This is a genomic window from Streptomyces sp. NPDC017246 (genome assembly GCF_044331325.1).
GTDB lineage: Bacteria > Actinomycetota > Actinomycetes > Streptomycetales > Streptomycetaceae > Streptomyces.
This window is the reverse complement of record NZ_JBIRMW010000002.1, coordinates 99,383-117,195: the sequence shown is the minus strand read 5'-3', so window position 1 is coordinate 117,195 and position 17,813 is coordinate 99,383. Positions and strand designations below refer to the sequence as shown.

Here is a 17,813-nt window from a genome sequence, read left to right as displayed (position 1 = left end):
TCCCGTTACGGACGAGGTTGAGGGGAAGTTAGCGATCCGCAGGGCCTTCTGTGAACACCTTCTCCACAATTCCTGTCACATTGAGCAGGATTGAAATCTGGAATTATCAATTCCCGGTGCTTTTGGCCTCCTTGGCGGCTTTGGCCGCTTTCGCCTCCGCCTTCATCTCCTGTTTGTGGGCCCGCACCTTCGCCAGCGACTCCGGGCCCGTGATGTCGGCGGCCGAGCGGTACGCGCCCTGCTCGCCGTACGGCCCCGCCGCCTCCCGCCAGCCCGGGGGCCGCACCCCGTACTGCTTGCCGAGCAGTGCCAGGAAGATCTGCGCCTTCTGCTTGCCGAAGCCGGGCAGCGCCTGGAGCCGCGCGAGCAGCTCCTTCCCGCTCGCCGCGTCCGCCCAGACGGCCTCGGCGTCGCCCCCGTACTCCTCGACGAGGAACCCGCACAGCTGCTGCACGCGCTGCGCCATCGACCCCGGGTAGCGGTGCACCGCGGGCTTCTCGGAGAGCAGCGCGGAGAACTCCTCCGGATCGCGGGCGGCGATCTCGTGTGCGTCGAGATCGTCCGCGCCGAGCCGCGAGGCGATGGTGTACGGCCCGGAGAACGCCCACTCCATCGGAACCTGCTGGTCGAGGAGCATGCCGACGAGCGCGGCCAGCGGGGACCGGCCGAGCAGGGCGTCGGCGTCCGGCTGCTGGGCCAGACGGATCTCCGGGGGCGGGGAGGCGGGGCTCTTGGAGGCGGGACTCATCCTCCGATCATCCCGCCCGCGCGGGCGGCCCGCCCGGTGGATTCACCCCTTCGCGAATCCGTCCAGGGCGGTGAGGATCAGCTGCCCGGTCTCGTCGCTGCCCAGGTGACCGGCGTTCCCGACCACGTGCAGCTCGGCGTCGGGCCAGGCCCGGGCCAGCTCCCAGGCGGTGTCGAGCGGCCCGCCCATGTCCAGCCGGCCGTGGATCAGGACCCCGGGGATTCCGGCGAGCCGATGGGCGTCGCGGATCAGGGCGCCCTCCTCCAGCCAGGCGCCGTGCGCGAAGTAGTGCGAGCAGATCCGGACGAAGCCGAGCCGGACGTCGTCGACCCGGTCGGTGTACGGGGTGCCCCTGCCCTCCGTCGAGAGGACGGCGTCCTCCCAGGCGCACCAGTCGGCGGCGGCCTTCCGCCGTACGGCCGGGTCGGGGTCGTTCATGCGGGCGGCATAGGCCCCCACCAGGTCCTTCGCGTCCCCGACGCCCGCCCGGAAGCGCTCGTGGGCCTCGGGGAAGAAGCGGCCGACGCCCTCGTACAGCCAGGCCGTCTCGGAGCGGCGGGTGGTCGTGACGGCCGCGATCACGATCTCCGTCACCCGCTCGGGATACGCCTCCGCGTACGCCAGGATCAGGGTGGAGCCCCAGGAGCCGCCGTACAGCAGCCAGCGGTCGATCCCCAGGTGCTCGCGCAGCCGCTCCATGTCGGCGATCAGGTGCGCCGTGGTGTTCACGCCCATGTCGGCGGCCGGGTCGCTCGCGTGCGGGGTGGAGCGGCCGCAGCCCCGCTGGTCGAAGAGGACCAGGCGGTACGCCTCCGGGTCGAAGAAGCGCCGGCCGCGCGGGGAGGAGCCGGAGCCCGGCCCGCCGTGGACGACGAGCGCGGGCCTGCCCTCCGGGTTGCCGGAGACCTCCCAGTGGATGTGGTTTCCGTCGCCCACGTCGAGCAGGCCCTGGTCGTACGGTGCGGTTTCCGGGTACATCCGGTCGAGCCTAGGGGCTGCGCCGGCCGGTCGGACCGGGCTTTCGCGGTCTGACCGGCAGGACCCTAGTGCCCCTTCACCCGGACACCCGGGTCCTCGCACCAGTCCAGGAGCGAGGGCCATTCCCCGTACCCCGAATCGGGGTTGAGGTGCTTCCCGCCCGGTACGAGGTCCAGGTCGAGACCGAGCGGGAGGCCGTAGTGCACGTCGGCGCCCTCGGGGCAGTAGGGGTCCCCGTCGCCGTACACCAGGCGTGCCTCCAGCCCCGTCTCCGTCAGGTCGAGCCCGTCGGCGAAGGCGGCGATCCCGGGGATCGAGGCGGTCACCCGCGGCGACGGCGGGGCGACGAGCAGCACCCGGTCGGCCGCCGGCCTGCGCGCGCCCGCCCGCAGCCACAGCAGGACCGACAGGCTGTGCGCGAGGACCACGAACTCGCCCTCGGCCGGCCGGCTCCCGTGCTCGTCGAGCGCGGCGAGCCAGTCGCCGGGCACGGGCGCGTCCGGCTCGGGCAGCTGCGGGTAGCGGACCTCGTGGCCGCGCGCCCGCAGCTCCCCGGCGAGCCAGTGCTGCCAGTGGCCGGGCGGGCGGTGGTTCTGGTAGCCGTGCAGGATCAGATACGTGGTCATGCCACGATCCTGAGGCCGGTGCCCGCCGCCGGTCCACCACCGTCCACGGAGCGGGCGCCGCCCTCGCTCCGGTGGCTCAGCCGGGAGCGGGCGCCCGCCCTCGCCCCGGTGGCTCAGCCGCCCACGTACTCCTTGAGGTGGCGGGCCGTCAGGGTCTCGCCCTTCTCGACGAGCTGGGCCGGGGTGCCCTCGAAGACGATCAGGCCGCCGTCGTGCCCCGCGCCCGGCCCGAGGTCGATCAGCCAGTCGGCGTGGGCCATGACGGCCTGGTGGTGCTCGATGACGACGACCGTGTTGCCGGCCTCGACGAGCCGGTCGAGGAGGGCGAGGAGCTTGTCGACGTCGGCGAGGTGGAGGCCGGTGGTCGGCTCGTCCAGGACGTAGACGGCGGCCTTCTCCGCCATGTGGATGGCGAGCTTGATGCGCTGGCGCTCGCCGCCGGAGAGCGTGTTGAGGGGCTGGCCGAGGCGGAGGTAGCCGAGGCCGACGTCCTTGAGGCGGCCGAGGATCGTGCGGGCCTGGCTCTTCGTGGTGAAGAAGTCGTAGGCCTCCTCGATCGACAGGGACAGGACCTCGTGGATGTTCTTGCCGTTCAGCTCGTACGTGAGGACCTCGGGCGTGAACCGCTTGCCCTCGCACTCCTCGCAGACCGAGGCCACGCCCGCCGCGATGGCCAGGTCGGTGTAGACGAGTCCGAGGCCGTTGCAGCGCGGGCAGGCGCCTTCCGAGTTGGCGCTGAAGAGGGCCGGCTTGACCCCGTTGGCCTTGGCGAAGGCCGTACGGATCGGGCCGAGGAGCCCGGTGTACGTCGCCGGGTTCGAGCGGCGCGAGCCGCGGATGGGGGACTGGTCGGCGACGACGACCCCTTCGCGGCCCGGCAGGTTGCCGTGGACGAGGGAGGACTTGCCGGAGCCGGCGACACCCGTGACGACGGTCAGGACCCCGGTCGGGATCTCGACGCTCACGTCCTTGAGGTTGTGCTGGGTGGCGCCGGTGATGCTCAGGGCGCCGGTGGGGACCCGTACCTCCGTGCGGAGCTTCGCCCGGTGCGCGAGGTGGTTCCCGGTGAGGGTGCCGGAGGTGCGCAGGCCCGGCACGTTCCCGCTGTAGCAGATCTCGCCGCCGGCGGTCCCGGCGCGCGGGCCGAGGTCGACCACGTGGTCGGCGATCTCGATGACCTCGGGCTTGTGCTCGACGACGAGCACGGTGTTGCCCTTGTCGCGGAGCCGCAGGAGGAGGTCGTTCATGCGGCGGACGTCGTGCGGGTGCAGTCCGGTGGTGGGCTCGTCGAAGACGTACGTGATGTCGGTGAGCGGGGAGCCGAGGTGCCGGACCATCTTCACGCGCTGGGCCTCGCCGCCGGAGAGCGTGCCGGAGGACCGGTCCAGGGAGAGGTAGCCGAGGCCGATCTCGACGAGCGAGTCGAGCAGTTCGCGCAGGCCCGCGAGGAGCGGGGCGACGGACGGGTCCTCGATCCGGCGCACGAAGGCGGCGAGGTCGCTGATCTGCATCGCCGAGCACTCGGCGATGTTCACCCCGTCGATACGGGAGGACAGCGCGGCCCGGGTGAGCCGGGCGCCCTCGCACTCGGGGCAGGCGCGGAAGACGACGGCCCGGTCGACGAAGGCCTTGATGTGGGGCTGGAGGGACTCCCGGTCCTTGGCGAGGAAGAGCCGCTGGACCTTCGGCACCAGGCCCTCGTAGGTGAAGGTGTTGCTGCCGACCTTGACCTTGCACGAGGGCTTGTGGAGGAAGTCCTCCCACTCCCGCTCGGTGAAGTCGGCGAGCCTCCTGTCGCGGGGGTAGAAGCCGGACTCGGCCATGATCCGCCAGTACCAGGAGTCCACGGCGAAGTTGGGGACGGTGATCGCGCCCTCGTCGAGGCTCTTCTCGCGGTCCACGAGCTGGTCGACGTCGATGTCCGAGATCTCGCCGGCGCCCTCGCAGCGCGGGCACATGCCCTCGGGGAGGTTGAAGCTGAACGCCCCGGAGGTGCCGATGTGCGGGGTGCCGAGGCGGCTGAAGACGATCCGCAGCATCGTGTACGCGTCGGTGGCGGTGCCCACGGTGGAGCGGGAGTTGGCGCCCATCCGCTCCTGGTCGACGACGATCGCGGCGCTCAGGTTGTGGAGTCCGTCCACGTCGGGGCGGGCGAGGGACGGCATGAAGGACTGCAGGAAGGCGCTGTAGGTCTCGTTGATCAGACGCTGTGACTCGGCGGCGATGGTGCCGAAGACGAGGGAGGACTTCCCGGAGCCGGAGACCCCGGTGAAGACGGTGAGGCGGCGCTTGGGGAGGTCGAGGTCGACGTTCCTGAGGTTGTTCTCCCGGGCCCCGCGGACCTGGATGACGTGGTGGCTGTCCGCTGCGACGGGGTGGTTCATGCGTGCGCCCTCCGATGGTCGGCCTGCTTGCCCGGGAAGGGTACTCTATACACCGTATAAAATTAGCTGAAACGGCTTTGACCTGCGAGAACGGAACGACATGGCGGCTACGAAGGGGAACGGCGACAGCAGTGGCGCGGGCGACCCCGCGCGCACCCTGGAACTCCTGTGGCGCGACGGCTCGGCGACCCCCGCCGGGCGCCGCGGCCCCCGTCAGGGGCTCACCGTCGACGCCGTCGTCGACGCCGCCCTCGCCCTCGCCGACGGCGGCGGACTGGACGCGCTCACCATGCGCGCGGTCGCCCAGCACCTCGGCGTGACCCCGATGACGCTCTACACCTACGTCCCCGGCAAGGCCGAGCTCCTCGACCTCATGCTGGACGCCGTCTTCCTGCGCATGGCCCGGCCGCCGTTCCGCCCCGACGAGCCCTGGCGGACCCGGGTCACGGCGGTCGCCGACGCGAACCGCGCCCTCCATCTCGGCCACCCCTGGCTGGTCGAACTGCGCATCGTCCGCGCCCCCTTGGGTCCCGGCGTGATGAACAAGTACGAGTACGAGCTCGCGGCCTTCGAAGGGCTCGGCCTCGACGACGTGGCCCGCGACTCGGCGCTGACCCACGTCCTCGGCTTCGTGCAGTCCGGCGCGCGGGCGGAGCTGGACGCCCGGGCCGTGGAGCGGGAGAGCGCGATGTCCGACGGGGAGTGGTGGGAGGCCCACGAGCCGCTGCTCGCACGGGCCTTGGACGCGTCGCGCTTCCCGCTGGCGACACGGGTGGGGGAGGCGGCGGCGCTGGCGTACGACGGGCTGTACGACGCGGAGCACGCGTACGGCTTCGGTCTGGCGCTGGTGCTGGACGGGCTGGCGGCGCTGGGACGGGTCTGAGACCGGGCCCCGCCCGGGTGGTGCCCGGGGCCGGGTGCGGAGCGGCTCCCGTACGCCGTGGAGTCAGGCCCGCAGGCGGAGGAGCTCCCGCACGCCGGCCTTGAGGCGGTCCGCCGACAGTTCGCGCTCGACCGTCAGATGGTGCATGACGTCGGGCGAGAACGGCGCGAGCAGCAGATGCGCCAGGAGCGTGCTGTCGGACCCGCGCCCGAGCTGCCCGATGAGCAGGGCCACATGCGTGTGCATCACGCCGTACGCGCCGCCGTGGTAGCGGGCGCGGGGCGCCGCGGAGTGCGCGGCGAGCAGGATCTCGCGCTGTTCGCCGACGCGGTCGACGAGCGCGTCGAGGAAGGCGTCGAGCCGTTCGGCGGCGGGGGCGCCGGGCCCGAGCGGCGGCGGGCCGCTCATGTACGCCTCCTGGAACTGGCGCTCGCGGTCGTCGAGGAGCGCCCACAGGAGCTGGGTGACGTCGCCGAAGCGGCGGTAGACGGTGCCGACGCCGATGCCGCTGGCGTGGGCGACCTGGTTCATGGTGACGGCCTCGGGGCCGTCCTCCGCGACGATCCGGGCGGCCGCGTCGAGGATCTTGCGCCGGTTGCGGGCGGCGTCGGCCCGCTCGGGCGCGGGGGTGCCGACGGTGGGGAGCAGACCGAGCAGCGGCGCCGCCGCCGAGCCTCCGACCTGCGGATTCTCTGTGCTCATCTGCCGACTCCCTGTTCCCGGTGCGCTGTGATGCGCGCATTGTCCCTGGTTCGCGCCCCGTCCCCCGTGCCGGTCGCCCCTCATGTGAGCATACTCGCCGCCCTTGCGATCCGGATAGCAATCCGTTTAACCTCGGCCATCGAAACGGAAAGTAATCCGGTTGAGGAGATCGTCATGTCCGTCAAGGTCGCCGTCATCTACTACTCGGCCACCGGTGCCGTCCATCAGCTCGCCAGGGCCGTCGCCGAGGGCGCCGAGAAGGCGGGCGCCGAGGTGCGGCTGCGCCGGGTGCCCGAACTCGCCCCCGAGGCGGCCATCGACTCGAACCCGGCCTGGCGCGCCCATGTGGACGCCACCGGTGATGTGGAGGTCGCCGGCCTCGACGACCTGGAGTGGGCGGACGCGTACGCGCTCGGCTCCCCGACCCGCTTCGGCAACGTGGCCGCGCAGCTGAAGCAGTACATCGACACCTCGGGCGGCCTCTGGCAGCAGGGCGTCATGGCGGACAAGCCCGCGACCGCCTTCACCAGCGCGCACAACCCGCACGGCGGCAACGAGTCGACGCTGCTCGCGCTCTACAACACCTTCCACCACTGGGGCTCGGTCATCGTCTCGCCCGGCTTCACCGACCCGGCGGTGTACGCGGCCGGCGGCAACCCGTACGGCACCGCCCACCCGGGCGCGAACGGCGCCCCGGAGGAGAACGTCCTCGCGGCCGCCCGCTACCAGGGTGCCCGCCTGACGACCTTCGCGAAGCGCCTGAAGGGCCTCGCGGTCGACTGACCGGGCCGGCGGCCCGACACGGCCGCTCCGCCCGACCGATGTGACGTACCCCCGGGGGTGAGATACCGCCGGGGGTACATCTGTTTGGGTCGCGGGATAGGCGGACGCGGTGTTCTGAGCGCCCGCCTCCGCGTTCTACGCGAGGGACAGGAAGAGCTTCTCCAGCCGGGCCCGCATCGCGTCACGGTCCTCGCCGTTCCGCTGTCCGTCCTCGACATCGGTCAGACACTGCTGGAGCCCGGTCGCGATGATCGCGAACCCGGCCCGGTCGAGGGCCCGGGAGGCGGCGGCCAGCTGGGTGACGACCTCCTCGCAGTCCCGGCCCTCCTCGATCATCCGGATCACGCCGGCGATCTGCCCCTGAGCCCGGCGCAGCCGGTTCAGGACCGCCTTCAGCTCCGCACCCGCGAGATCCAGTTCCACAGCGACTCCTCCACAGATACCCCAGGGGGTAATTTACTCCCCCGCACGGGGCCCCGTCGAAAACCAAGGATGACACCTGCCGTGAACGCACCCCTCCTGCTCGACCCCGACCAGGCCCGCACCCGGATGGCCGGACTGACCGTCGTCGACGTGCGCACACCCGGCGAGTACGCCTCCGGACACGTGCCCGGCGCGCTCAACGTCCCGCTCGACCGTCTCGACCGGGCCGTCCCCGCGCTGAGGGAGGCGGCGGCGCGCGGCGGCCTGCTCGTCGTCTGCCGATCGGGCAACCGCTCGGCCTCCGCCTGCGCCCGGCTCGCGGGCCACGGCATCACCGCGTACGACCTCGACGGCGGTACGAGCGGCTGGGCGGCCCGCCTCCGCCAGGGAGCGGACTCGGCCTCGGGCCAGGGAGCGGACTCGGCCTCGGGCCAGGGCTCGGGCTCAGCCTCGGGCCAGGGCTCGGGCTCGGACTAGGACCCGGGCTCGGGGTCCGGGGTGGGGGCGGGGGCGGGGGTGTAACGGCGGAGGAACATCTCCACCCCGTCGACGACGAGCCGCTCGCTCAGCTCCTCGCCCGGCTCGGTCCCGTACTGCTCGAACACCATCTGCGGGAAGACGAGCAGCGAGTAGAGCTGGAGGACGGCCACCTCCAGGTCGGGGACGTCGAGAAGGCCCCGGTCCGCGAGGGTCCTCAGGGCCTCCGCGACGGCGGGGTGGTGGCCGGCCGGGCCGTGCGCGCGCCAGGCGCGGCCCAGCTCGGGGAAGCGGTGGAGTTCGGTGGCGACCAGGGTGCGCAGGGCGCGGCCCTCGGCGTCGGTGCGCACGGCCCGGCCCCAGGCGCGGCCCGCCTCGGTGAGGGCGGCCTTGAGGGCGTCGGGCCCGTCGGCCTCGACGAGCCGCGCGAGTTCGGGGCCCTCGCCCTGTCCTCCCTCGGCCAGGGGCTCGTCGAGGACGCCCGCGACGACGGCGGTGAAGAGGGCTTCCTTGCTGCCGAAGTGGTTGTAGACGGTCACCTTGGAGACGCCGGCCTCGGCGGCGATGGCGTCCATGCCGACGCCGAAGCCCTCGCGGAGGAAGAGATCGCGGGCGGCCCGTACGACGGCCTGCCGCTTGCGGGCGGCGCGGGCGCCGGTGGGGGCGGGCTTGGCGGGCGAGGCGGGCTGGGCGGGCGTGGCCGGCCGGCCGGGCTGGGCGTCCATGGCCTCACCCTAGCAACGGAACTGTACTCTTGAGTTCAACTGTACTGTGCCGTACAGTTCAGTTATGTCCACCCACACCGCCGTACCCTCCCCCTCCCCTGCCCACCCGGCCCCCGACCCGCGCCGCTGGAAGGCCCTCGCGCTGATCTGCGCGGCCCAGTTCATGCTGGTCCTCGACGTGACGGTCGTGAACGTCGCCCTGCCCGCGCTCGCCGCCGACCTCGGCCTCGGACGCACCACCCTGACCTGGGTCGTCACCGCGTACACCCTCTGCTTCGGCGGCCTGATGCTCCTCGGCGGACGCCTCGCCGACGCCCTCGGCGCCCGGCGCGTCCTCCTCACCGGACTGGCCCTCTTCACCGCCGCGTCCCTGGCCTGCGGCCTCGCACCGAACGCCGGCGTCCTGCTCGGCGGCCGCATCGCCCAGGGCATCGGCGCCGCGCTCCTCTCCCCGGCGGCACTCGCCCTGGTCACCACGGTGTTCCACGGCCCCGAGAGGACCAAGGCGCTCGGCGCCTGGGCGGCCGTCGGCGGCACGGGCTCGGCGGTGGGCGTCCTGCTCGGCGGCGCCCTCACCGCGGGCCCCGGGTGGCCGTGGATCTTCTACGTGAACGTCCCCGTGGGCCTGGCGGTCCTGGTAACCCTCCCGAGGTTCGTACCGAGGACGGCGACGGCGAAGCGCGGAGCGTCCGGCCTGGACATCCCGGGCGCCCTCCTCGTCACGACGGCGACGGGCGCACTCGTCTACGGCCTGGTCCGGGCGGGCGACTCCGGCTGGACGTCGCCGGCGACCCTCGTCCCCCTCCTCGGCGCCCTCGCACTCTACGGAGCCTTCGCGGCCGCCGAACGGAAGGCCCGCACCCCCCTGATGGACCCGCGGATGCTCACCCGGCGACCGGTCGTCGCGGGCTCACTCCTGATGCTGGTCGCGACGGCGCTGCTGATCTCGTTCTTCTTCCTGGGATCGATGCGGCTCCAGCACGTCCACGGCCTGGACGCCCTCCGCACCGGACTCCTCTTCCTCCCGGTGGCCCTCACCACGGCGATCGGCGCCCATCTGGGCTCCCGCCTGGTGACCACGGCCGGCCCGCGCGTCTGCGCGACGGGCGGTCTGGCGGTCGCGGCCCTGGGCTGCCTGCCGTTGATGCTCCTCAGCCCCGAGTCCGGCCCCTGGACCACCCTCCTCCCGTCCCTCGCGACGGCGGCGTTCGGTCTCGGCGCGGTCTTCGTCACCGCGACGACGACGGCCCTGGGCCTGATCGGCCCGCACGAGGCGGGCCTGGCCTCCGGCATCGTGAACACCTTCCACGAGCTGGGCGGCTCCATCGGCGTGGCGATCGTCTCCACCCTCGCCCTCACGGCCACGGCCCCCACCCCGGCCGGCCTCACGACCGCCTACACCTTCTGCACCCTCACCGCGGCGGCCGCGGCCCTGGCGTCCCCCTTCCTGATCCCCCGGGGCCGCCCCCACCTGACGGGCGGCCCGCACGGGGCGCACTGAGCCCCGCCCCCGACCGATCGCACGGGCCGCACGAGCCGATGAAGCCGAGGTCAGAGCGGTGTCAACACCATCAAGATCTCGTCGCGATCGTCCCCGGGGGCCAGCCGCAGGGCGTCGGGCCAGCGGCCGATCTCCCGCCAGCCGAGACGGCCGTAGAAGGTCTCCAGGCCGACGCCGCCGCGGGCGGCCAGACGGAGCTGTTCCAGCCCCATCCCGTCGCGGGCGATCTCCCGTACGTGACGCATGAGAGCGGCCCCGATGCCGCGGCCCCGCAGTCCTGTCCGGGTCTGGACATGGTGGACCGTCCCCCAGTGGGCGACGAGCGCGAAGGGATCGCGGCGGACGTTCAGCCACCCGGCGAGGCCGCCGTCGACCGAAGCGATCACGAGGCGGCTCGTCGCGGGATCGAGGCCCGCGACGAGGCCGTCGAGCGCGGGGGCGGCCATGCTCGCGCCGATGGGCGGGAAGGGGAATCCGGCCGCCCCACCGGCGTTGGTCACCTCGATCCAGCAGTCGACGAGCTCTTGCCGGAGCTCCGGGGAGACGCCGTCCGGAGAGCTGATCTGCCGCAGTTCGACGGCTCCGTTGTCCACGCACGGGATCCTCCCACCCGACACTGACAGCCCACGCCGGGCACGACTCCCCGTGGAACGGAGCCGTGCGGCGGCGTTCGGCCTCGGCGCGGTCCAGGCCGCGCTCTGCGTCCGGTCAGGACGGCGCGTTCACTGGGCGCCGGCAGAGTCGGCGACGGGCCGTCCGCGAGGGGTCCGTCGCTGCTCGAACTGGCCCAGGTGCGTGACGACGGAGCCGTAGAAGCGGTCGACGGCTTCGTCGATGCTGCGAATGAAGCCGGACTCCGTGCTGCCTCGGCTGCTGCCCATGCCCTTGAAGAGGGACAGCCGGAATCCGGTGATGGTCGCGGCATCCTTGGGCAACAGGTCTCCGGGCTCGGGGCGGAGCCGCTCCAGAGTGCCGCGGGGGCCGCTCCGGCCCTCGATCAGGGTTTCCACGTGCAGGTCGGCGGGTGCGTCGTCGAGTACGCGCAGGAGCCGCTTCACGACGGACAAGGGATAGGAGCCGTCCGGGGCGGGGAGGTCGATCGACGTACGAATCTTCCCGGTCCGCAGGTCGGCGGTGATGGACAGGATGCTCTGCGCGCCGTCGACACGCAGCTCGGCGGAGAGCTTCCCCTCCTCGCACAGTCGGTCGGCCAGCTCTGTGCGCCGGGACTTCGGGTCGGAGCCGCGCTTGGCCCGCTGCACCGGCAGGGCCTTCTGCCCGAGCTCGCCGCCCAGGCGCAGACAGACCTGACGGATCAGGCGCTCCCAGCTTTCCACGACTTCCACCGCGCGGGGATCGCCCTGACACAGGGTCTCGCTGTCGATTCCGTTGCGTACGGGCACCCAGGACGGCCCCATGTTCTGGAAGCCCTGACAGCCGGAGTTCTCGTGCTGGAGGTAGTGGAGCAACTCCTGCAGGAGCCAGGCGTGCGCGGCGTTGCCCACGCCCTCGTGCCGGATCAGCATCTGCGCCTGGTGGGCGACCTCTGCCCACGAGAGGTGCCAGAGCGAGACCTTGTGCTTGCGCCTCCCGTCCGTCTTGACCTCGACGAGCGGACTGCCCTCCAGGGCCACGTCGTTGGACAGGGTGATGACGGCTTCGTACCCCCGCCTCGCGGCGATGTCCATGTAGTTCTGGACCTGCTCCGCCTTCAACGGGTTGCCGTTGGTCTTGGTCTCCACGAGCGCCGTCCAGAGCTTGCCGGCCCGCTCTGTCCGGATGACCCCGTCCGGGCGCTTCGGGCTGTCGCCGTGTGGGAGCGAGACCTCGGTGAAGGTCTGCATCCGTCCGGCGGGAGCCCCGAACCCGGCGGTGAGGCGGCGACCGAACTCCGGAACCTCCGCCATGACGGAGAGCAGGACCGAAGTCGCTCGCGCTTCGCGTTCCCGGTCGCTCTTGTAGGAGGGCACGGGGAAGAGCCGGGCGGACTTCCAGGAGTCGTTCTCCGCCAGGGACTTCTTCGCGGCCTTCGGGAGCGTGACCTTCTTCTTGGCTGTCCGTGTCCCGCGGCGCCGTGCGGGTGGGGGCGTCTCGCCGTGTGGGGCAGGGACGTCGACCGCGAGATGCGCGGAGGCGGTCGTCTGCTCGGGGATCCGGACGGCAGGTGTGGCCGACGGGCCGGTCGCCGCCGTGCCGAGAGAACCCTCCCCCGGGCGGCCGACTTCTTTGGAGGCGCGGGCCTCGGCGGTGTCCTCCCCGACGCCGTCCTCCCTGCCGCCGCCCTGGATCACAGCGGCTTCCGTGCCCTCGGGTTCCTCGTCGTCACCCTCGTCGACAGCGATGCCGAAGTCGGTGGCGAGACCGGCGAGACCGGTTTCGTATCCCTGCCCCACGGCTCGGAACTTCCACTCGCCGTTCCGCCGGTAGAGCTCGCCGAAGATGAAGGCCGTCTCGATCGTGGCGTCAGGGATGGAGAAGCCGAGAAGAGCCTCGCCCGAGCGGTCCGTGACGGTCATGCGCAGGTCGTCTAGATCGCCGAAGCAGGCACCGCCGTACTGGCTGGCAGCCACGACGACCGTGGCGACGTCCGAAGGGATGGCCGTGAGATCCAGGCTGATCCGGTCCTCGCTGCCGTTCTCCGTCGGGACCTTTCCCAGGAGCTGCACGCTGCCGTCCTCGGCAGCCGGATGATTGTAGAAGTAGAAGTCCGCTTCGCTGCGGACCTTGCCGTCACCGCCGACCAGTAGCACCGAGACGTCCGCGTCGCCGTCGCCGGAAGCGCTGCTCCAACTCAGACCGACGACGACTGATCCAGTGTCGTCGCTGAGAGCGGCCAGCCCGATGTTGGCTCCCTTGGACATCTCCTGCATAAGTCCCCCCGGACCCCTCGCGATGTGATGTACGCCTCAGGGGAACCGTAGCGTCCGTAAAGGGAGGGTGGGGAGGGAATGTGAAACCTGGACGAACGGTGTGGAGCGGTTGTCCGACAGCTCCGCGCGGTGAGCATTCGGCATGCCCACCGCGCGGAGCCTGTGCGGGCCATGGGGTCGAGTTCCGGAGGCCGGTCCGTAGCCGTGTGGCCGGGCGGGCGCGCGCCCCGCGCCGTAGCCGTCAGTCCTGGCGCGGGCCGACCTCGTCGACCGGGCGGATGACCACCGGGTAGGACGGGGCGCCGGCCGGCTGCGGGCAGCGGGCCACCTGGGCGGCGATGTCCGTCACGCGCTCCAGGGAGGCGCAGTCGAGGAGCCAGTAGCCGGCGATGACCTCCTTCGTCTCCGCGTAGGGGCCGTCCGTGACGACCGGCCTGCCGTCGCCGTCGACCGTCACGAAGCGGGTCGTGGACGGGGTGCCGAGGCCCTGGGCGTCGAGCATCTCGCCGTTCGCCGTCAGCTCCTTGTTGATGGCGTTCATGTGATCGAACATCGTCTGGATGTCCGCCTTGGTCCAGGCGGGGCTGTCGTCGGTCGGCCGGCCCACCATGGCCTCGTAGTCGGCCTGCGAGCCCTCCACCATCACCAGGTACTTCATGACGTCCTCCTCGCTCTCCGCGGGTCTCGGCGGCTCCCCTTCGGTTCTCTCCGCGGGTCCACCGCCTCTCGCAGAACAGTCGGAGCCGCACGCCGGTTCTCGACACCGCGCGGGCAGCGACTCGAAAAACGGGAGAAATCACCCGACCGCACCATGATTCCGGTGTGAACGCCTTCAGCTTCTCCGCCGCCTTCATCACCTTCTTCTCCGTCGTCGGCCCCCCGAAGGACCTCCTCGCCTTCGCGGGCCTGGCGCAGGTCCATCCCGTGCGCCAGCTGCGGACGATCGCCCTCATCTCCTCGGGCGCGGCCGTCCTCGTCGGCCTGGTCATCGGCAGCACCGCCCCGTGGCTGCTCGACGTCTTCCACATCAGCACCCCCGCGCTCCAGCTCGCCGGCGGCGTCATCTTCTTCATCTACGCCGTCGGTCTCGTCCTCGGTCTCCACCTCGGCTCCGACACCGGGCAGGAGGACGCCCCCGACCTGGTCAGCGGGGTGCGTGAGCTGCTCATGCCGTATGTCGTGAGCCCGCTCGCCGTGACCGCCGTCCTCATCGAGGCGGCCGCCCGCGACTCGTACAGCTGGCGTTCCACCGTCGTCGGCGCGTACGTGGCCGTCATCGCGCTCGACCTGGTCTGCGTCCTGCTCCTCGCCCCGATCCTGCGCCGGACCCACCACGCCACGATCGAACTCCTCGGCCGACTCCTGGGCCTGCTGCTCGCCGCCGTCGGCGTCGACCTGGTCCTGGACGGCCTCGCCGACCTGGGCGTTCCGGGCGTGTACCTACGTCACTGAGCCGCCGGGACCCGAGCCGGCACCGAGCTCGCGCTCCAGCGGCGTGCGGAACCGGGGCGTCACCCGTACGTCCCCCACCCAGCCCGCCAGCCGCTCCGCCTCCGCGCCGATCGCCCGCCCGGCCTCCGCGCCGACGTCCGTCAGGAGCCGGTGGACGATCTCGCCGTCCGGGCGCTGCGCCCAGCCGCCGACGATCCGGCCGTTCCACCACACCGTCGGACCGATGTTCCCGCTGCGGTCGTACAGCGCCGCCCGGTGCTCCGGGTCCAGATACCAGTCACGCCCCTGCCAGCCCATCGGCGTCGGATCGAGCGCGGGCAGCAGGGCCGCCCAGGGCTCCGGCTCCGTGCCCTCCGGCGGTACGGGTTCGAGGTCGTCCGGCAGGACGAAACCCGTCCCCTCGTCGAGGGTCACCGGCACCGCTCCCAGTGCGGTGAGCGCCCCGCGCACCTCCGTGACCTTCCACCCCGTCCACCACTTCAGATCCGCCTCGGTCGCCGGCCCGCAGGCCCCGAGCCACCGACGGATCAGCTCCGCCCGCGCCTCGGCCGGGTCGAGCGCGGGATGGGGTGCGGCGGGCGCCCAGCGGAAGCGGCTCGACGTCCACGACCCCTGCGGCCGGCCCCGTACGATCCGCCCCTCCATGCCCAGCACCCGCAGCACCCGGCTCGCGACGGACTGCACCCCTTCCTGACGGGTGCCCTTCCCGTACACATAGGTGGATCTCAAAGCCGGTACGGCATCGCCGAGTTCGGTTCCGGTCGCCTCGCCCCGTACGGCCAGCTCGGCGAGGACGAGCCGTTCGGTCTCCGCCAGCCATGCCGCGTCGAGGGCGCTGCCGGCTTCCAGGTGCCGCAGGAGCCCGGCGCGTTCGCGGGCGGCGGCCGGGGCGGTCGTCGAGGCCTGGACGGCGGGGGCGAGGCCGGCCGGGAAGACGAAGACCGTGTGCCGCATCCCGTGCATCCGCACCAGCGACCGGTCCTCGTACAGCGCCCGCTCGACCTCCCCGACGGGCCCGGCGCCCCCGGTCGCTCCGGCGTTCCCCGCCGTTCCGACGGGCCCGGCCGTCCCGGACAGCCGCGCCGCCACCGCGAGGAACACGCTCGCCGGATCCGTCCCGTGCAGCGCCACGAGCCGGTCCGCGACCTCCTCCGCCGACCCGGCCCGGGCGCCCCCGGCCAGCAGGTGCCGCACCCCGAGCCGGGCCCTGCGCTCGGCGCCGCCGATCGTCCTGGTCTCAGCCACGCGACCTCGCCCCACCCGTACGTCCTCGTCGCGCACCCGTGCGTCCTCGTCGTCTCACACTCATGCGGCCAAGCATGGCCTCAGGCGGGCACGGACACGAGGACGTCCGACCGGAGGGAGTCCGGGCCGAGAAGGTCCGACCGGAGGGAGTCCGGGCCGAGAACGTCCGACCGGACGGAGTCCGAGCCGAGAAAGTCCGTCACCGCCGTCACGAACTCGTCCTCCTTCTCGAAGAAGACGACATGCCCGGCGTCGATCTCCACGTACGTGCTGCCGCCGATCGCCGCGTGCAGCTCCCGGCTGTTCTCCACCGGGACGGTGACGTCCTGCGCGCACCCCACGACCAGCGTCCTCGCCGTGATCCGGGGCAGCAGTGCGCGGATGTCGACCTCCAGGTCGAGCGCCACGTGCCGCAGTGTGCCGGGGGTGGGCGGCATGTTCGGGATGAGCGCCTCGACGCCCTCGCGGCCGATCGTGTTGAGGAAGCCCCGGCTGAACCCGGTCATCGTCACGCTCCGCCCGAAGCCCGCCGGGTCGAACTCCCCGAGCCGCTGCCACAGCGTGAACAGGTTCCGCAGGTACTCGTCGCCGTCGGTGTACGCCCACCCCGCGACCAGGATCAGACGGGCGACCAGGTCGGGGCGGCGGGCGGCGACGGCCGCCGAGACCGGGGAACCCATGGAGAAGCCGAGCAGGTCGACGGGGCCGGTGCCCGCGTCCTCGATCACCGCGATCACCTGGTCGGCGAGCGCGTCGACGGTCAGCGGACCGCCGTCGTCGACGGTCCGGTCGGCGCCGGACAGGTCGAGCGTGACGACCGTACGGCCGGAGGTGAAGCGAGGCGCTGTCTGTCCCCAGTTGACGACGGCGCCACCGGACCCGGTGCCGTGGACGAGGAGGAGGGCGGGCCCGGAGCCCGAGCCCTCGACGTCGTAGCGGACGCGGGCGGTGCCGACGGTGACGGTGGCCATGATCTCTGCTCCCGGTGCTGGTGGGTGGGGTGTCGTGGGCCGACACCGAGGACTCTGCCGCCCACCGGGAACACGTGGGAGAGCCCTTCCGACCCTGGGATCGGCAGTCCCTGGATACGGCCTGGAGGAGCTGCCGGACCTCCGGCAGGATGACCGTATGACGATCGACCGCCGTGAACTCGCCGACTTCCTGCGCCGCTCCCGCGACCGGGTACGCCCGCAGGACGCGGGCCTCACGGCCGGCCCCCGGCGCCGTACGCCCGGACTGCGCCGCGAGGAGGTCGCCCAGCTCGCCGGCATGTCCGCCGACTACTACATCCGCCTGGAGCAGGCCCGCGGCCCGCAGCCCTCCCCGCAGATGCTCGCCGCGCTCGCCCGTGCGCTGCGGCTCGACACCGACGGGCGGGACCACCTCCACCTCCTGGCGGGCCATCGCCCGCCGGCGGGCCCCGTGGCCGGCGACCATGTCTCACCCGGCCTGCTCCACCTCCTCGACCAGCTGGAGACGACCCCCGCGCAGGTCCTGAGCGACCTCGGCGATGTCCTCGCGCAGAACACGATGGCCCGGGTGCTGCTGGGCGGGGTGTGCACGGTCTCGGAGCACGGCCGGAACGTGGTGTGGCGCTGGTTCGCCGACCCGGACGCCCGCACGGCCTACCCCGCGGAGGAGCACGCGTACTACAGCCGGCTCCATGTCGCCGACCTGCGCGCGGCGTTCGGGCGGCGCTCCGGCGACCCGGCCGCGACCCGGCTGGTCGAGCGGCTGCGCGGGGCGAGCGAGGAGTTCGCGGAACTGTGGGACCGGCACGAGGTCGCGGTCCGCCGGCACAACCGGATGCGGGTCGCGCACCCGGTGATCGGCCCGGTGGACCTGGACTGCCAGGTGCTGCTCGCCCCGGAGGGCGAGCAGCGGCTGGTCCTGTTCACCCCGCCCCCGGGCACGGACACGGGGGAGCGGCTGGCCCTGCTGCGGGTGGTGGGCGGGGAGCAGTTCGCACCGACGTCCTGAGGGGGCGGTGGGCGGTGTGCACCGGAGCCCCGCCCC

General features: G+C 72.6%; 17 protein-coding genes and 1 pseudogene. 6 read left to right on the top strand and 12 right to left on the bottom strand.

Annotated elements, in window-relative coordinates; genetic code table 11:
• Positions 1 to 106: 106 nt before the first annotated feature.
• The 4 genes from ACH4MY_RS05245 to ACH4MY_RS05230 form a co-directional block, all read right to left on the bottom strand.
• Positions 107 to 748, bottom strand: a complete 642-nt coding sequence (locus ACH4MY_RS05245; RefSeq protein WP_397997779.1) for an HhH-GPD-type base excision DNA repair protein — start codon at positions 746 to 748, stop codon at positions 107 to 109.
• A 42-nt stretch (positions 749 to 790) separates the two neighbouring features.
• Positions 791 to 1,726, bottom strand: a complete 936-nt coding sequence (gene pip / locus ACH4MY_RS05240; protein ID WP_397997776.1) for a prolyl aminopeptidase — start codon at positions 1,724 to 1,726, stop codon at positions 791 to 793.
• A 65-nt stretch (positions 1,727 to 1,791) separates the two neighbouring features.
• Positions 1,792 to 2,352, bottom strand: a complete 561-nt coding sequence (locus ACH4MY_RS05235; RefSeq protein WP_397997773.1) for an RBBP9/YdeN family alpha/beta hydrolase — start codon at positions 2,350 to 2,352, stop codon at positions 1,792 to 1,794.
• A gap of 113 nt (positions 2,353 to 2,465) precedes the next feature.
• On the bottom strand, positions 2,466 to 4,736 hold the full coding sequence (locus ACH4MY_RS05230) for an ATP-binding cassette domain-containing protein (protein ID WP_397997771.1): 2,271 nt from the start codon (positions 4,734 to 4,736) through the stop codon (positions 2,466 to 2,468).
• Between the two features lie 100 nt (positions 4,737 to 4,836).
• Here ACH4MY_RS05230 and ACH4MY_RS05225 point away from each other — a divergent pair, with 100 nt between their 5' ends.
• The gene (locus ACH4MY_RS05225) at positions 4,837 to 5,619 is read left to right on the top strand and encodes a TetR/AcrR family transcriptional regulator (protein WP_397997768.1); all 783 of its coding nucleotides are present in this window, start codon (positions 4,837 to 4,839) and stop codon (positions 5,617 to 5,619) included.
• Positions 5,620 to 5,682: 63 nt separating this feature from the next.
• On the opposite strand, the gene ACH4MY_RS05220 is transcribed toward ACH4MY_RS05225, so the two are convergent.
• Complete coding sequence (locus ACH4MY_RS05220) at positions 5,683 to 6,321, bottom strand: TetR/AcrR family transcriptional regulator (protein ID WP_397997765.1); 639 nt, start codon at positions 6,319 to 6,321, stop codon at positions 5,683 to 5,685.
• A 174-nt stretch (positions 6,322 to 6,495) separates the two neighbouring features.
• Here ACH4MY_RS05220 and wrbA point away from each other — a divergent pair, with 174 nt between their 5' ends.
• Complete coding sequence (wrbA, locus tag ACH4MY_RS05215; protein WP_397997763.1) at positions 6,496 to 7,104, top strand: NAD(P)H:quinone oxidoreductase; 609 nt, start codon at positions 6,496 to 6,498, stop codon at positions 7,102 to 7,104.
• A 135-nt stretch (positions 7,105 to 7,239) separates the two neighbouring features.
• Here wrbA and ACH4MY_RS05210 read toward each other — a convergent pair whose 3' ends face one another.
• Positions 7,240 to 7,527 (bottom strand): metal-sensitive transcriptional regulator, encoded by a 288-nt coding sequence (locus tag ACH4MY_RS05210; RefSeq protein ID WP_189835492.1) that lies wholly within the window; start codon positions 7,525 to 7,527, stop codon positions 7,240 to 7,242.
• Positions 7,528 to 7,596: 69 nt separating this feature from the next.
• Between ACH4MY_RS05210 and ACH4MY_RS05205 the strand changes: the two are divergent.
• Positions 7,597 to 7,902 (top strand): annotated as a pseudogene (locus ACH4MY_RS05205) (rhodanese-like domain-containing protein); the annotation flags it as partial.
• 98 nt (positions 7,903 to 8,000) lie between these two features.
• Here the strand turns inward: ACH4MY_RS05205 and ACH4MY_RS05200 are convergent.
• Entirely contained in the window at positions 8,001 to 8,729 is a 729-nt protein-coding gene (locus ACH4MY_RS05200; protein ID WP_397997760.1) for a TetR/AcrR family transcriptional regulator, read from the bottom strand.
• A 64-nt stretch (positions 8,730 to 8,793) separates the two neighbouring features.
• Here ACH4MY_RS05200 and ACH4MY_RS05195 point away from each other — a divergent pair, with 64 nt between their 5' ends.
• Entirely contained in the window at positions 8,794 to 10,230 is a 1,437-nt protein-coding gene (locus ACH4MY_RS05195) for a DHA2 family efflux MFS transporter permease subunit (protein WP_397997758.1), read from the top strand.
• 50 nt (positions 10,231 to 10,280) lie between these two features.
• On the opposite strand, the gene ACH4MY_RS05190 is transcribed toward ACH4MY_RS05195, so the two are convergent.
• The 3 genes from ACH4MY_RS05190 to ACH4MY_RS05180 all read right to left on the bottom strand — a co-directional run bounded on the left by ACH4MY_RS05190 (position 10,281) and on the right by ACH4MY_RS05180 (position 13,758).
• Positions 10,281 to 10,823: a GNAT family N-acetyltransferase gene (locus ACH4MY_RS05190; protein WP_397997755.1), complete on the bottom strand. Its 543-nt coding sequence runs from the start codon at positions 10,821 to 10,823 to the stop codon at positions 10,281 to 10,283.
• A gap of 129 nt (positions 10,824 to 10,952) precedes the next feature.
• A complete protein-coding gene (locus tag ACH4MY_RS05185; RefSeq protein ID WP_397997751.1) occupies positions 10,953 to 13,100 on the bottom strand; it encodes a TerD family protein in 2,148 nt (715 codons plus the stop codon).
• 241 nt (positions 13,101 to 13,341) lie between these two features.
• Positions 13,342 to 13,758 carry a YciI family protein gene (locus ACH4MY_RS05180; RefSeq protein ID WP_397997748.1) on the bottom strand — a complete coding sequence of 139 codons (417 nt, stop codon included), beginning with the start codon at positions 13,756 to 13,758 and terminating at the stop codon, positions 13,342 to 13,344.
• A 164-nt stretch (positions 13,759 to 13,922) separates the two neighbouring features.
• Between ACH4MY_RS05180 and ACH4MY_RS05175 the strand changes: the two genes are divergently transcribed.
• Complete coding sequence (locus tag ACH4MY_RS05175) at positions 13,923 to 14,552, top strand: MarC family protein (RefSeq protein ID WP_397997745.1); 630 nt, start codon at positions 13,923 to 13,925, stop codon at positions 14,550 to 14,552.
• On the opposite strand, the gene ACH4MY_RS05170 is transcribed toward ACH4MY_RS05175, so the two are convergent.
• Positions 14,541 to 15,797 (bottom strand): winged helix DNA-binding domain-containing protein, encoded by a 1,257-nt coding sequence (locus ACH4MY_RS05170; RefSeq protein ID WP_397997742.1) that lies wholly within the window; start codon positions 15,795 to 15,797, stop codon positions 14,541 to 14,543. The two genes, ACH4MY_RS05175 and ACH4MY_RS05170, sit on opposite strands and share 12 nt — an antisense overlap.
• A gap of 80 nt (positions 15,798 to 15,877) precedes the next feature.
• Positions 15,878 to 16,768: an alpha/beta fold hydrolase gene (locus ACH4MY_RS05165; RefSeq protein ID WP_397997739.1), complete on the bottom strand. Its 891-nt coding sequence runs from the start codon at positions 16,766 to 16,768 to the stop codon at positions 15,878 to 15,880.
• A 157-nt stretch (positions 16,769 to 16,925) separates the two neighbouring features.
• Here ACH4MY_RS05165 and ACH4MY_RS05160 point away from each other — a divergent pair, with 157 nt between their 5' ends.
• Positions 16,926 to 17,777: a helix-turn-helix transcriptional regulator gene (locus ACH4MY_RS05160; RefSeq protein ID WP_397997736.1), complete on the top strand. Its 852-nt coding sequence runs from the start codon at positions 16,926 to 16,928 to the stop codon at positions 17,775 to 17,777.
• Positions 17,778 to 17,813: the final 36 nt, after the last annotated feature.